17 protein-coding genes are annotated in these 13,113 nt (G+C 64.2%); 7 read left to right on the forward strand and 10 right to left on the reverse strand.

The genetic code is table 11. From position 1 onward, the window contains the following. Positions 1-50: 50 nt before the first annotated feature. Genes AB7C87_RS15960 through AB7C87_RS15970 form a run of 3 tightly spaced genes read left to right on the forward strand, consistent with a single transcriptional unit; the run spans position 51 to position 1,669 of the window. Entirely contained in the window at positions 51-527 is a 477-nt protein-coding gene (locus AB7C87_RS15960) for an OB-like fold-containing membrane protein (RefSeq protein WP_369730484.1), read from the forward strand. Next, positions 527-1,078 (forward strand): metal-dependent hydrolase, encoded by a 552-nt coding sequence (locus AB7C87_RS15965; RefSeq protein ID WP_369730485.1) that lies wholly within the window; start codon positions 527-529, stop codon positions 1,076-1,078. Before AB7C87_RS15960 ends, AB7C87_RS15965 begins: the two co-directional genes overlap by 1 nt. Positions 1,079-1,132: 54 nt before the next feature. Next, complete coding sequence (locus AB7C87_RS15970; RefSeq protein ID WP_369730486.1) at positions 1,133-1,669, forward strand: DUF5815 family protein; 537 nt, start codon at positions 1,133-1,135, stop codon at positions 1,667-1,669. A 152-nt stretch (positions 1,670-1,821) separates the two neighbouring features. On the opposite strand, the gene AB7C87_RS15975 is transcribed toward AB7C87_RS15970, so the two are convergent. Further along, positions 1,822-2,076: a DUF3194 domain-containing protein gene (locus tag AB7C87_RS15975; protein WP_369730487.1), complete on the reverse strand. Its 255-nt coding sequence runs from the start codon at positions 2,074-2,076 to the stop codon at positions 1,822-1,824. After that, positions 2,077-2,472: a prefoldin subunit beta gene (locus AB7C87_RS15980; protein ID WP_369730488.1), complete on the reverse strand. Its 396-nt coding sequence runs from the start codon at positions 2,470-2,472 to the stop codon at positions 2,077-2,079. It abuts the gene before it with no gap. Positions 2,473-2,587: 115 nt separating this feature from the next. On the opposite strand from AB7C87_RS15980, the gene AB7C87_RS15985 reads away from it, so the two are divergent. Further along, the gene (locus AB7C87_RS15985; RefSeq protein ID WP_369730489.1) at positions 2,588-3,790 is read left to right on the forward strand and encodes a DUF7350 domain-containing protein; all 1,203 of its coding nucleotides are present in this window, start codon (positions 2,588-2,590) and stop codon (positions 3,788-3,790) included. Positions 3,791-3,853: 63 nt separating this feature from the next. Here AB7C87_RS15985 and AB7C87_RS15990 read toward each other — a convergent pair whose 3' ends face one another. The 7 genes from AB7C87_RS15990 to surE all read right to left on the reverse strand — a co-directional run bounded on the left by AB7C87_RS15990 (position 3,854) and on the right by surE (position 7,773). Then, positions 3,854-4,336 carry a DUF2243 domain-containing protein gene (locus tag AB7C87_RS15990; RefSeq protein ID WP_369730490.1) on the reverse strand — a complete coding sequence of 161 codons (483 nt, stop codon included), beginning with the start codon at positions 4,334-4,336 and terminating at the stop codon, positions 3,854-3,856. Positions 4,337-4,615: 279 nt separating this feature from the next. After that, positions 4,616-4,876, reverse strand: coding sequence for a KEOPS complex subunit Pcc1 (locus AB7C87_RS15995; protein WP_369730491.1), 261 nt, complete (start codon positions 4,874-4,876; stop codon positions 4,616-4,618). A gap of 6 nt (positions 4,877-4,882) precedes the next feature. Next, positions 4,883-5,017 carry a DNA-directed RNA polymerase subunit P gene (locus AB7C87_RS16000; RefSeq protein WP_124196427.1) on the reverse strand — a complete coding sequence of 45 codons (135 nt, stop codon included), beginning with the start codon at positions 5,015-5,017 and terminating at the stop codon, positions 4,883-4,885. Positions 5,018-5,037: 20 nt separating this feature from the next. After that, positions 5,038-5,301: a 50S ribosomal protein L37ae gene (locus tag AB7C87_RS16005; RefSeq protein ID WP_149082781.1), complete on the reverse strand. Its 264-nt coding sequence runs from the start codon at positions 5,299-5,301 to the stop codon at positions 5,038-5,040. 42 nt (positions 5,302-5,343) lie between these two features. Continuing rightward, positions 5,344-5,556 carry a hypothetical protein gene (locus AB7C87_RS16010; protein ID WP_369730492.1) on the reverse strand — a complete coding sequence of 71 codons (213 nt, stop codon included), beginning with the start codon at positions 5,554-5,556 and terminating at the stop codon, positions 5,344-5,346. A gap of 388 nt (positions 5,557-5,944) precedes the next feature. After that, on the reverse strand, positions 5,945-6,694 hold the full coding sequence (locus AB7C87_RS16015) for a DUF2103 domain-containing protein (RefSeq protein ID WP_369730493.1): 750 nt from the start codon (positions 6,692-6,694) through the stop codon (positions 5,945-5,947). Between the two features lie 203 nt (positions 6,695-6,897). Then, a complete protein-coding gene (gene surE, locus AB7C87_RS16020; RefSeq protein ID WP_369730494.1) occupies positions 6,898-7,773 on the reverse strand; it encodes a 5'/3'-nucleotidase SurE in 876 nt (291 codons plus the stop codon). Positions 7,774-7,994: 221 nt separating this feature from the next. Here surE and AB7C87_RS16025 point away from each other — a divergent pair, with 221 nt between their 5' ends. Further along, positions 7,995-8,384 (forward strand): FxLYD domain-containing protein, encoded by a 390-nt coding sequence (locus AB7C87_RS16025; protein ID WP_369730495.1) that lies wholly within the window; start codon positions 7,995-7,997, stop codon positions 8,382-8,384. Between the two features lie 130 nt (positions 8,385-8,514). After that, positions 8,515-10,035, forward strand: a complete 1,521-nt coding sequence (locus AB7C87_RS16030; protein ID WP_369730496.1) for a flippase — start codon at positions 8,515-8,517, stop codon at positions 10,033-10,035. Between the two features lie 37 nt (positions 10,036-10,072). On the opposite strand, the gene AB7C87_RS16035 is transcribed toward AB7C87_RS16030, so the two are convergent. Continuing rightward, complete coding sequence (locus tag AB7C87_RS16035) at positions 10,073-11,569, reverse strand: MATE family efflux transporter (RefSeq protein ID WP_369730497.1); 1,497 nt, start codon at positions 11,567-11,569, stop codon at positions 10,073-10,075. A gap of 278 nt (positions 11,570-11,847) precedes the next feature. Between AB7C87_RS16035 and AB7C87_RS16040 the strand changes: the two genes are divergently transcribed. Beyond that, positions 11,848-13,104, forward strand: coding sequence for an acyl-CoA thioester hydrolase/BAAT C-terminal domain-containing protein (locus AB7C87_RS16040; RefSeq protein WP_369730498.1), 1,257 nt, complete (start codon positions 11,848-11,850; stop codon positions 13,102-13,104). Positions 13,105-13,113: the final 9 nt, after the last annotated feature.

Here is a 13,113-nt window from a genome sequence, read left to right on the forward strand (position 1 = left end):
GGATTCGATCCATTTATCTTCGGTTGTTCGAATCGAAATAATCGGCCACAATGGATACGCGACACCGGCTTCTCGGAATTCTCGTCTTGCTCGTCGTGACCGGTGGGTTTTGCGTTCAGTTTGCGATGGCTGACGTCTGGACGCCGAGCCAGTCCGACCTCGCCGACGACCCGCCTGCGTACGACGGCGAACGGGTGATAATGTTCGGAACGGTGCAGACGATCGATCAGGAACGCGACGCCGTCGTCGTCTCCGACGGAACCCTCGAGGTCCGGGTGACCGACGTCGATCCGGAGACCGTCTCCGGACTCGAGCCGGGCGGCGAGATACAGGTTGCCGGCACGTTTCAGGCCGATCCGTCGACGATTACAGCCGACGAGGTCGTCGTCGACATCGAGGGATCCAGTGACAGGCGGTACGTTTACGGGACGTCGATCCTGGGCGGACTGCTCGCCGTCGCCGCCTTCTTGCGGACGTGGCGGATCGACGTGCGCGGCTTCCGGTTCGTTTCGCGGGGTGAGCGGTGATGGCCGAACTGTTGACGCACGTCCTCCTCGCGTACGCGGCCTTTACGGTCCTCGGCTGGTACGTCGAGTGGATCGACGACCGCTGGATCGCGGTCGGAATGGTCGGGTCGATCCTCCCCGAACTGAACCGGCTGGCGCTCGTCGTCTCGAGCGGGCGGGTGTCGTCGCTTCTCGGCGTCCCGTTCGCGTGGGATGCCCTTCATACCGTCGTCGGTGCGGCGTTGCTCTCGGGAATCGGCGCGCTTCTGTTCGCCTCCTCGACTCACCGCAGGCGCGCGTTTCTCGTCCTCTTCGCCGGTGGCCTCTCACACCTGGTCGTCGACCTTCCCCAGCAGTATGCGGACGGACGCATGCTCACCAACGAGTATCTGTTTCCGCTGACGACGTGGCGGCCGCCGACACCGGGGTGGTACGTCTCGGCCGATCGATGGGTTCTCGTCTTCGCGTCGGGCGTCACGCTCGCGATAGTGCTATTCGATCGGTATCGAGTCCGACCGTCCGACGCGGATTCGACCTCGACCGGCTCGGTCTCGGATGGACGCCAGTCCTGAGCGCTCGCTCGCCGAGTCGCCGACCTTATGACTTCGCCGGCCGAACGTGAACTAATGGCAGAACCTCGCGTCCCCGGTTCCGACCCCGATCGGCGTCTCGAGTTACCGTCTGGGGAGACGATCGACCCACACGACATCGATCTCGGGATGCGCGAGTGGGTCTGTTCCGACGGCACGCGCCACGCCGTCGTCACCGACGTCCACCCCCCATCGAGATTTTTCCCCGAATCGCTCGTGGTCGTCCTTCGGGAGACGATCGACACCGCAGACGAGTTCGACCAGTTCGGAACGCCCCACCTCATGGGCGTCGTCATGGAGGAGTTCCCGGAGAAGGTCGTCGTCCACGACGCGAGCGACGACGGCGCCGTCGGCTACGCCATGCTGTGGATCACCGAGTTCGACGCCCGGCGACTGCACGAGATCGTCGTCGAACTCGTCGTCGAACTGATGGACCACGCGATCAGCCACGCCGAGGACGACGAGGCGGTCGGCGAGTTCGAATCGCAGATGCTCGAGTTCGACGTCGGCGAGTTCGTCGACCAGTACCGAGCACAGCGGGAGTTCGAGACCGAACACGACCAGGCGTTGTAAATCCCATACGTGCCGGAGAGCCCGCGGACGGTCAGTGCGTGATCGGACTGACGCGTTCGCGAAATCGGCTCCGACCGGTGTTTCGACTGACGAATCGTAATTTCAGGGGTCTCGTCCGGACCGGCGAACGAAACACCGGTCGTCCGCCGACGTTACGCCTCGAACAGGTCGTCGACCGCCTGCTGGGCGGTGAGCGCGGCGTCGTCTGCAACCCGTTCGGGGTCTGCCCCATCTACGTCCTCAGGGACGTTGATGTAGACGTCGACCTCGAGGGTGCCGTCCTCGAAGCTAACGGTAACGTCACAATCGCGGACGCTCGACTGTTTGTACCGCGAGAATATCACCCCTTCCGCGGCGTCGGAGGCCGTCTGAACGACCTCCTCGTCGGTCGGTTCGTCCTGGGTCATTTACGCGCCGCCGGCACCGGGACCGCCGGGACCTGCCGGACCGCCCATGCCGCCACCGCCGAGCAGTTCTTCGAGTTCCTCCTGTAGGCCCTCGAACTGTTGCTGGACGCGCTCTTCCTGTTTCTCGAGCGTCTCGAGTCGGATCTCGAGGGAGTTTACCTTGTCGTCGAGTTCGTCTTCGGCCTCGTCGTACTCCGTCTCGACGAGGAGTTCGCCAACTTGGCGGTACATGGCCGTCTCCTCGTCGATCTCTTCGAGTTGCTCGAGGGCGTTTTCGGCTTCGGTGAGACTCGACTCGGCCTCCTGTTTCTGGACGGCGACCGTCTGTGCGGTCTCCTGAAGGTCCTGGAGTTGCTCGATCTTTTCCTGGGCTTCCGGGGGAAGATTACCTTGCATGATTCGATCCTCGCCCTCCGGACGTAAAAAGTCAAGCTTTCGTGTCGAACGATTCTGTCGGCGGCCGGGAAAGGGAGGCCACACGTCTTTCATCCCGTTCGGCGTGCGGGTTAGCATGCGTCGTCGTGAAGCGCTCGCGGCCGGCGGTGTCGCTCTCGGAACTGCGTCGGCCGGCTGTCTGTCGTCCCTCCGGCGCGAAGACGCCTGGCGCGAACTGGTCGTCGATCCGCCAGACGGCGTCTACGTTCCGCCCCACGCCGACGAGATGGTCACGGTCGGCGAGGCAACCGACGGCGGCCGTGAGGTTTCACTCCACGTAACGAGGCCCCACTCGTTTTGGACTCTCGCCGGCGCAGAACGAAGTCGCGCGGCCGTCCGTTCGCGACACGACCTCCACCTGATGGTCGACGTTCGGGATGTGGGGTCTGGTGTGATCGTCCCCTCGACGGTGACGACGACGATCCAAAGCGGGACCGAAGCCGAAACCGCCACGAACGGCGGAGAGTCGACCGACCGCCGGACTCTCTGGCCGATGCTCTCCCAGCGAATGGGCGTACACTACGGTGACAACGTCGCACTCGAGGGCGAGGGCACCGACGCGGTGACGGTGCGGGTGGGGCCGACGCTCGCGGATCCGATCGGTCCGCTCCCCACCGAACTCGAGGAGTCGGCGAGCGTCGATATCCCATTCGAGTACGATCCCGCGACGATCGAGGGTCTCGAACGGCGGCTGATCGACGCGAACGAGGGCCGCGGCGAACCCGACGCACTCGAGCCGATGGGGAATCACGGCGACGGCTCGAACGCCGCCAATTATAGAGACGGCTCGAGTAACGACGGTCACGGCGACGGTTTGGGGAACGACGGTCACGGCGACGATCTGTCGGTGGGTGGCCCGGTGGATCGCTCGCCGTTCGACCGCGCCGGGGCGACTCGAGTCGGTTCGGCTTCGGTCGGGGATCTCGATTGTATCGTTGTGATCGTGACGGACCTGGACCGTGGCGAGGCGAACGCGGATACCGCGGAATCGGTTGCGCTCGCGGTCGCGGTGCGGACGCCGTACAACCGGTATCCGATCCCGTTCGCCACGCTGTCGGCGACGATCGCGCGAGAGGGCAACGGGATCGCCGCCGGGTCGCTTCGGGAAGTGATCGATCCGCGGGACGGCCACCACTACAGGACGGACGTCGATCCGGCCCTCCTCGAGCGCGGCGACCAACTCGCGATCATCGTCGAGACGCCGCCGCAACTGGCTCGTCACGAGGGGTACGAAACCGCGTTTCTCGAGACGGGAATGGCGACGGTGAACCTCGAGTGAGCGTCTCGAACCGTCTCGGGGACCACGTGTGTTCGCGTTCACGAGCGCGTTCGGACCACGCCGTCAATCCGATGTCGTCGGCCCGTCTCCCGTGGCCGATCGAAGGACGAAGAGCCCGAGTGCGAGGAGGAACACGCTCACGACGAGCCAGGGTGGGTTCCACGCCTCGGTGCCGTGGACGACGTTGTGCAGGTCGAGTACGTAGTGACTGAGGACGCCGTCGATCACGTTGAAGACGCCCATGCCGACGACGATCGAGCCGACGAGATAGCGCGTCGAGAGTCGGCGATCGGTCCCGTTGACGAGCTCCCAGAGAAGTCCGAATCCGACCGCCATCACGGCGAGCATACCAAGCAAGAACAGCCCGTCGATCATGACGTTCGTCCGGAGGCCGTCGAGACTATACGGATCGTAGAACCCCGAAAGGAGATGGTGGGTCTGGAGCGTCAGGTGAAAGATCACGGTGTCGATGACGGCACCGAACCCGAAACCGATGATCCCGGCCGAGAGCAATAGTCGACGTCGTACGCTTGCAGCCGTCGCCATACCTCGGCTCCAACGTCCGCGGGGAAAAGCCGGGGACCGGCGTCTGCCACGAGTTCGAACGAGGACGACGGGACGACCGCCCGACGTCGGTTCACAACGAGCGAACACAGCACAACGGGACGGTTCGTCGAACGGTGGCTCATACGATTTGCTGTCAGTCAGTTCCGGCGCACCCGCGATCCGGGCGGCGGTTGCAACGGTGGACTCGCTGCACTCCTCCACCGAGACTCGTCTCACACGGTTCGACTCACCGCCGGGACATCGGGACAGTAATCCGTATCACTCGAGCGTTCGGCTACCGACGTCGGCCGTCCGCTCGGCGACGTCGACGAGCGAAAACCAGGTGTTGAGCGCCGCCCGAAGCGCGACGACGTCTTCGGCGTCGACCTCGAGGCGGACGGTTTCGCCATCGCGCTGGATTTCGGTTCGTGATCGCTCGTCGTCGATCTCGCCGACTTCGCGGGCGACGCTCTCGGCGACGATACGGGCGACCGACGCGCGCTCGTAGTCGAACTCGAGGGTCGCGTCGTGAAAACTCACGGGGCGTTACTGGACGCCGACTTCCTTGACGTCGCGGCTCCGTTCTTTCAGGAGCACGCGGTGTCCGCAGTACGGACAGCGAACGCCGCCGTACTCGTCGAGCTGGACGTCACGTTTACAGCGGGAACATTTGTAGCTCATGCGTTGTGGGTGTATCGCGGTTATTCGTCGTCTTCGGACAGCGCCGCACGGATCGAGCGCTTGACGGTGCGCCCGGCGGGCGTCTCCGGGCGGTAGGCGCCGCCGGTGAAGACCTCGCCGGTCTCGTCGTTCTTCCAGATGCCGGTGCCGACGCGGGTGACGGAGTCGCCGTCGACCTCGGCGTTTTGCATGTCGTCTTCGATCTCGCTGACGCGACGTCGTGCGACCCGACCGTAGCGAGCGCCGAAGCGGCCCGCGCTACCGACTTTTCCTTTCTTGGCCATAGTACTGCTATCTATCGCTAGCGGATTCATAAAGCTGTTGAGTCACGTCGATTCCTCGGACGAACGCTCGGCGACCGGTCCAGCGACTAGTTCTCGAACGATCAGCGCGAGAGCCGCCAGGTATCCAAGCGGTGCGATCGGCGCGACGAGCAATCCGGTCCCGATGCCGGTCGCCGCGATGACCGATCGGAACGCGAGCCCACTCACCGCGAGTAGCGGGATCACAGCCAGGACGGCGTCGGCGCGCTCGAGCATGGCTAATTACATCTAATTACGCCGGGAGGGATAAGGAGCCGAGAACCAGCAGGCAGTGTCGGTTCCATCGACTCGTGACAGTATTTGTACGGTGACTGAGACGGGTTCCTGTACCGATCTACCGGCACAACCGCGACCCAAAGCGATTGTGCCGGAACTGACGGATAGCAGACCGTACGAGACATCTCGGTGGGCGACTCCCCCGAGGATTCAATTCGTCGAGTCGATCGTCGAGAACCGCCTCGAGCGCGTTCGGTTATAGTACCAACTGAAACGATGTACACACCGATCGCCGATCCGTCTGGCGATCGGGTGTGCATTGACGTTCAGTGGCTACTATAGTATCCCGGCGCGGCCGGAGATCCTTGCCCGTGAGGCGGGGCGGATGTCAACGGAACTCGGCGTCCGCGAGCACGTCGTTTAGGTCGGCGCGAATCCGCTCGCCCATCTCCCGATCCCTGGCGGTCGTCACGACGCGGTTTTCCTGGACGCTCGAGCCGTCCCGGATGAGCATGCGGACGTTGCCGCCGTCGTCCGCTCGGGTGACTTTCGCTCGGAGGCCCGATTGCGAGCCGGTTCCGCCGGCGTCGATGGGACCGGGGATGACCTTCTTGACGTGCGGGTGGTCGGCCACCGCGTGAATCGCCCGCATCCCCGTGCGGCCGCCGATGAGCGTCGAGTGACTGCCGCCGATTTTCTCCGACGGCGGCGTCTCGACGACGTCGAGTGCGCGTTTTCCGCGCCGGTCGAGAACCGCCTCGACGGGGTCGTCGTCGTCCACGCGGTAGAAGGGGTAGTGGATACGCTCGCGGACGGTTCGAATCACCGCTCGAGTTCCGCCGGCGTAGATCTCTTCCGGTCGTTTTCGTCGGATCTCGTCGGCGATCAGGCCCGCGAAGTTGCGCAGTTCGACGATCTCGTTTTCGCCTTCTTCCGGCGTCGTCGTGATCGTCGTCTCTCCGACGATCGGATGCTCGCCCCCGCGGGCGGACGCCTCCTCGTCGTCCTCGGCGAGCATCGTCAGCGTCGCCCGATCTCGTGCCGCCTCGAGTACCACTGCCACCGTGTTCCGCTCCCGGCAGACGAGACAAAAGTCCCCGGGTTTCTCGAGCGGCGACGCACAGTGGCGACACTCCATACCCCGAATTATCGTCGGGCCTGTAAAACCGCCGCGTTTTGAACCGGGAGGGATCCGCGTCGGGCAGTCTTCCTCGGATCGGAGCCACTGACGTCCCATCCGACAGCGCACGTACCAATCCGTCCAACAATAGACGTCCAACAACGCACGTACCACACTGTGACCGCTTTGTGATCGGTGTCCGTCGTTTCGAACGGTCTGTTTCAGGTGCGACCGGAGGCGACGCGCTCGAGCAGGTCCTCGACGACGGGCGAGTCGACGAGTTCGTAGGGGACTCGAAGCGGAGAGATCGAGACGTTGCCCTCGAGGACGGCGTGTCTGTCGGTGTCCGCCGGATCGGGGATATCCCGGTTGGCCATCTGCTGCCAGAGTCGGTTGGTTAGCCGGAACCGGCCGTTCTCGACGGTCGCGTCCATCTCGTAGACGTCGGTCGGTCTCGTGATCTCGAGACTCGGCTCGGATCGGTCGGGCGTCGGAGCGTTGACGTTCAGATAATCGACGCGGTCGAACAGGCCCGTTCCGGATGCGCCGTCGACGATCGCCGCCGTCAACTCCGCGGCCGGCGAGAAGTCGGCGGGCTCGAGCGGTTCGTCCATTCCGAGGGTATCCATCGAGACGGCGATCGACGGCACGTCGAGAAACGCGGCCTCCATCGCGGCGCTTACCGTTCCGGAGCGCGCGAAGACGTAAGTCCCCAGATTCGCCCCGTCGTTACAGCCCGAGACGACGAGATCCGGTGTCCGCTCGAGGGCGTTGACACCGACGATAGCACAGTCACACGGCGTTCCGTCGATGGCGTAGCCGAGTTCGTGGTCCGCGTGCGGGACTGGGGACGTAAACTGCCCTTCGGCCATGTCGATCGCGGACGACTCTACCTCTCCCCCGTCGAAATCCGGTTCGTCGTTCGACGCCGTACGGCCGTACGATAGCGACCGACCGACTGCACTGCGATCACGGTCGGGTGCAACGACGGTGACCGAACCGACCGTCGAGAGCGCGTCGTGGAGCGCTCGAATACCCGGCGCATCGATCCCGTCGTCGTTCGTCAAGAGGATCTCCGGCTCCGCTGGCAACTCCATACCCGACCCGTTGGAGGTGCGACGGGATACGAGTACCTATCGTAGCCACTGAACGTCATCGTACACCCGTTCACGATAGTCTGTCCGGAAACCGGTCCGCTGTCCGGTCTCCGGGTGCTGTCTGTGAACGGTGTGTACATCGTTTCAGTTGTTAGGATATCGCCGCCGTTCGGACGGAGTGTCCAGAACCCTCAAGGCTCGGCCGGCCGAACTGTGGATAGATGCACCGCCGCGGGTTCCTCTCGCTTTCGCTCGCCGTCGCGGTTTCGGGCTGTCTCGAGTTCGTCGAGGACAACGGCGAGGAGATCACCGAACCGGCCGACGTCGAAATCGCGTGGTCCGACCTCGTACGCGACAATCCCGGAACCGAGGACGAACGCGTCTACGTCTGGGGCGTCGTTCGGAACGTCGGCGATCGGACGCTGAACTACCTCGAGATCCGGGCCACGTTTTTCGACGGGGAGGGCGAACAACTCGAGAGCGTCATCGAGAACGTCGACGAGGACGTCACCTCCGGCGAGGAGTGGCCGTTCGAAGTCGAATTCCCCCGCTTCGGCGAGGAAGCGGCCGACGTCGACTCGTACGAACTCGAGCCGGCGACGGGTGTCTGATGGAGTCATCGGAGGGACTCGAGCGAGCGCCTCCGCCGACACGAATCGCGGCTGATCCGACGACCGAGGGGGCAACGGGAGGGGGAAACCTGCGAATGCGGTCGACGGACGAAATCACTAGAACGGGGACATGACCGATCAGGACGAGGGCGTCTCGACGCTCGCAAAGCAAGGCAGTATCACGTTCGTCGGGAACGTCGTCAACGGCGTCTTCGGCTTTGCGATCGTGATGTTGATGACGCGGTTCGTCAGTCCGTCGGTGTACGGGCTCTTCGTTCTGGCGACCTCCGTCATCCTGTTCATGCAGGTGTTTGCGAACCTCGGATTACCGCTCGCGATCGACTACTTCGTTCCGCAGTACTTAGACGAAGACGAGTACGGAAAGGCGAAAGGGGTCATCGTGCAGGTGACCGCGACCGTCCTCGTCACGTCGTCGCTCGTGGCGTTCGCGCTCGCGGTCAGCTCCGAGCTGTTCAGCGATCTCTTTCAGGAGCCGTCGATGCGGATCGCGCTGTTGTTCCTCTCGGTGACGATCCCGATGCTCGCGGTTTACAACGTGCTATTGACCTCCTACTACAGCATCAAGAAGCTTCAGTACCGGGTCATCATGCGCGACCTCGTCCGCCCGATCGTTCGCTTTGGCGTCACCGCGGGGCTCCTGCTCGTCGGATACGGGCTACTCGGACTCATCGTCGGCTACGTCGTCGGACTGTTCGTCGCGATTACGATCGGCGCGGTCGTCTTCACCTACAAGGCCTGGGACCTCCTCTCGAGGCGGGTGGAGTTCGTCGCGGCCGGCCCGCTCGTGAAATACTCGGTTCCGCTCGCGATGACGAGCGTCGTCTTCGTCCTGATGGGCCACGTCGATTACTTCGTCCTCGGGTACTTCCTGGATTCCGACGACGTCGGGATCTACCGAGTCGGCTACATGCTCGGTTCGGGTCTGATGATTATTTTCAACTCCCTGTCGCCGGTGTTCAAGCCGCTGATCGCCGAGACGAGAGACGACATCGCGCTGGTCCAACGACGATTTCGGATCATGGCCCGCTGGATCGCCGCGATCACGCTCCCGATCGCGATCGTCCTCTCGCTGGGTGCGAGTTCGTACCTGGCCGTCCTCTATACGCCCCAGTACGCCGAGGCGAACGCCGTCGTCGCGTTGCTCGCCGGCGCGTTCCTGTTCAACGTCACCTTCGGCGGCCCCGACGGCTCGTTGCTCCAGGGACTCGGATACTCGCGGATCGTCTTCGCCAACACACTCGCACTCTTCGGGACGAACTTCCTCGTGTCGGTGGCGCTCGTTCCGATCCTGGGAATCGAGGGCGCCGCGATCGGATCGGCGACGGCGCTGTTTCTCGTCGGCGGACTCACGCTCGTGGAGATCTACCACCTCGACGGGATCCACCCGTTCACGCGGGACTTTGCGAAGGTCGTCGGCGCTGGCGTCCCCGCAACGATCGCCGGCGCCCCCGTCGTCTACTTCCTCGAGTCGGATCTCCTCGTCGCCGCAATCCTTCCGATCGCCGTGGTCGGGACGTACCTCTTCACCTTGATCGCGAGCGACGCGTTCACCGACGCGGACGCCCAGATGGCCGCAGAGTTCAGCCCGACGCTCGAGAGGTGGTTGCCGGTCGATCGGTTCGATCGGTAACGAGACGTCCCAAACCGATCACTGGTGTGTATCCGCATCAGTCGTCGACGAACTCCGTGTCGCCGTCGGCACCGCGTTCCGCGCGCTCGACGCCTTCGGTGTCGGACGTGTCGTCGACGATCCCCTCGCGCCAGGTACCCAGCCGGAACCAGACGACCGCGACGGCGAAGGAGGCGACCATGCCGAACGAGTACGCCCACCAGATCCCTTCGATCCCCCACTCGAGGGCGCTGATCGTCACGCCGATGCCGGGAACGGTGAGCGTCCAGGCGAACGCGAGCACGAGCGCGACGGGAACCCGGAAGATCCACCGCGAGAGAAACGAGAGTACCATCGCTTCCCGGGTGTTTCCGGCGCCGCGAAAGGCCCCCTGGATGACCATCACGCCGGCGAACAGCGCCCAGAAGGGCGCCAGGATCCGAAGGAAGACGACGCCCTCGGCGATCACCTCGGGGTCGGCGACGAACACTCGCATGGCCTGGGCGGGAAACGCCACGATCACGGCCGCGACGGCGAAGATGAGGAGCATCGTTCCTGCCGTTGCGGTTCGAGTCACGGCCGCGGCGCGGTCCGGTGTCTTCGCGCCGAGGTTCTGCCCGACGCCGGTCGCCGTCGCGTTTCCGACGGCGCCCGACACCGCCCAGGTGACCGACATCAGTCGGACGCCGATCCCGTAGGCCGCGGTGGGTGCGGCGCCGAAGCGAGCGACGAAGCCGGCCATCGCGACCGACGCGAAACTTCGCGCCCAGCCGTCGATCGTCGCCGGATAGCCGACGTCGATCAACTGTCGCAAAATCGCCGGATCGGGGGCCAGATCGCCCACTCGTAACCGAACGCCGAAGCCACCGTCGAGGAGGATGTAAATTCCCGCCACGGCGGCGACAGCCCGCGAGATGAACGTCGCGATCCCCGCCCCGCGGGTTCCCATCTCGGGGAACGGCCCCCAGCCGAGGATGAAGAAGGGATCGATCACGACGTTGACGCCCGCGGAGACGAAGACGAGCCACATCGCCGTCTTCGTATCCCCCGCACCCTGGAGCGAGGAACGAAACGCGAAGAAGAGAAACGTCAACGGAAGCGCCAGAAAGATGACCTCGATGTACGCGAGCGCTTCGACGAACACCTCGTCGCGGGCCCCGATCACCCACAACAGCGGCCGCCGGAAGTAGAGTCCGACGGCGGCGAGAACGCTCGAGACGGCGATCGCGAGTAACACCGTCTGAGCGACGACCCTGTCGGCCATCCGATCGTCGTCGGCGCCGACGTGCTGGGAGACTAACGCGATAGTGGCCGCGGTCAGCCCCATCGCGGTCGAGACGAACATCCACGAGAGCGGAAACATCAGCGAGACGGCGGCGACGGAGATACCGCCGTCGCCCAGCCGACCGACCCAGAACATATCGGCGAGGTTGTAAAACGTCTGAAGGAGGTTTCCGAGGACCAACGGCCACGCCAGGTTCAACAGCTTCGGGGGGATCGACCCCGTCGTCATATCGACGCGCTTTCGATCGGTTTCCGGTTCCGTCTCTGCCACGAATTGTACTCCGCTGAGTGTCTGTCCCGGACGCGTGAAAAGAACTCGGCTCGCGGGTGCGGGTTGCCGCCATCGTCTCATTGCATTCGGCCGGCAGTTCCTCGGCGCGCTCACGGCGGGTATCGCGGTCTCGGACTGGTCGCAGACGTTCGAGGCGCTCCGTGGCGGACGACGGCCAGCGCCCGCATTCGTATCCGATCTCCGGATTCATACCAGTGAATTATTATAATCCACAGTATGTTTTTAATGCTTAAATCATATCGACGAATCGTTGACGTATGGATACGTCCGGGGGAACGCTGAACGAATCGAATCGGCGTCGGTTTCTCGGTTCGTGCGGGGCGGGGATCGTCGGTACGATGAGTGGGTGTCTCGACGAAATTGGGCCGATTGGGGAATCCGAACCGGTGTTCGATCACCCCGACTCCGTCCGAATCGACGAATCGTTCCCGCTCGAGATCGGCGGGCTACCAACGGGTGAGCAAATCGAGGTGATCGCGACTGCGGACGACGACAACGGCGTCACGTGGTCGACGACTGTGACGTACGAGGCCACCGACGGAACGATCGATCTCGAGACGGACGCCCCGCTTGGAGCGACAGACGGGGAAGCCGGCACGGGACGGTTGATCCAGTCGATGGAGACGACCGGTGGGGAGGGATCGACGTACGCTCCGCCACCGGAAGAGACGCTCTCGCTCGAGGTGGCAGTCGACGACAACGTCCTCGGTACGTCGACGATGACGCGAACCTTCGGCGATCCAGATCTCACCGTCACGGAACTCGACGAGGGACCGGTCGGAGTAGCGTTCGAACCACCGGGTTCGCAGACTGTCCCGGCCGTCGTGGTCTTACACGCCTCGGAGGCGGAACCGCTGACCGATTACGCACGCATGCTCGCTTCGAACGGATTCGTCGCTCTTGCACTCCACTACTACGGGACGGAGGGACTCCCGGACGAACTCGTCGAGGTTCCACTCGAACTCGTCGACGAGGCGGCGACGTGGTTGCTCGATCACGACCGGGTCGAGGATTCGCAGGTGGGACTGTTCGGGCGGGCGAGAGGGGGCGAACTCGCGCTGTTGGCCGGGAGCCGACTGGATTCGACCGGACCCGTCGTCAGCCTCAACGGGAGCGGGGTCGTGATACCCGGACTCACGCCCGGTCATGCGACCGAACACGCCTGGACGGTGGACGGCGACCCCATTCCCCACTTTACCGGCGACGACGACGAACTCGAGGCGGCGACGATCGCCGTCGAAGAGAACGATGGGCCGGTGTTGCTCGTCTCGGGTGCCGAAGACCTGCTGTGGGAGTCGACAGAACTCACGTCGGTAGCCCAGGACCGCCTCGAGGAACGCGACTTTTCCGACGAGTACGACCACCTCGTCTTCGACGACGCCGGCCACGCCATCCGATATCCGTACGTGCCGACGGGAAATCGGGAACGACTCCAGCTGGGCGGGACGTCCGCCGGCTACGCACGAGCTGATGCGACGTACTGGCCACGGGCGCTCGAGGCGCTTCGGTCGTAGCTCGTCGCA

Source organism: Natrarchaeobius versutus, from assembly GCF_041205745.1.
GTDB classification, from domain to species: Archaea; Halobacteriota; Halobacteria; order Halobacteriales; family Natrialbaceae; genus Natrarchaeobius; species Natrarchaeobius versutus.